Source organism: Bacillus sp. RHFS10 (genome assembly GCF_016757475.1).
Classification (GTDB): domain Bacteria; phylum Bacillota; class Bacilli; order Bacillales; family Bacillaceae; genus Bacillus; species Bacillus subtilis_G.
The window spans coordinates 1-260 of record NZ_JAESPO010000039.1 but is presented as its reverse complement, the minus strand read 5'-3'; the positions used below and the strand labels follow the sequence as shown (position 1 = coordinate 260).

Sequence of the window (260 nt, the reverse complement as noted above, 5' to 3'; positions counted from 1 at the left end):
GCAATTGCTTGGCGGCGTCCTACTCTCACAGGGGGAAACCCCCGACTACCATCGGCGCTGAAGAGCTTAACTTCCGTGTTCGGCATGGGAACGGGTGTGACCTCTTCGCTATCGCCACCAAACAAATTGAGAGTGTTCTCTCAAAACTAGATAACAGATGTGACATCATTCAAAATGTGGTTAAGTCCTCGATCGATTAGTATCTGTCAGCTCCATGTGTCGCCACACTTCCACCTCAGACCTATCAACCTGATCATCTT

The 260-nt window shown here is 49.2% G+C and carries 2 rRNA genes; both read right to left on the bottom strand.

The window, feature by feature from the left end:
• Window positions 1–6 precede the first annotated feature (6 nt).
• Window positions 7–122: ribosomal RNA gene (gene rrf, locus JMN17_RS21565) — 5S ribosomal RNA — on the bottom strand.
• A 54-nt stretch (window positions 123–176) separates the two neighbouring features.
• Window positions 177–260 (bottom strand): 23S ribosomal RNA (locus JMN17_RS21560); the annotation flags it as partial.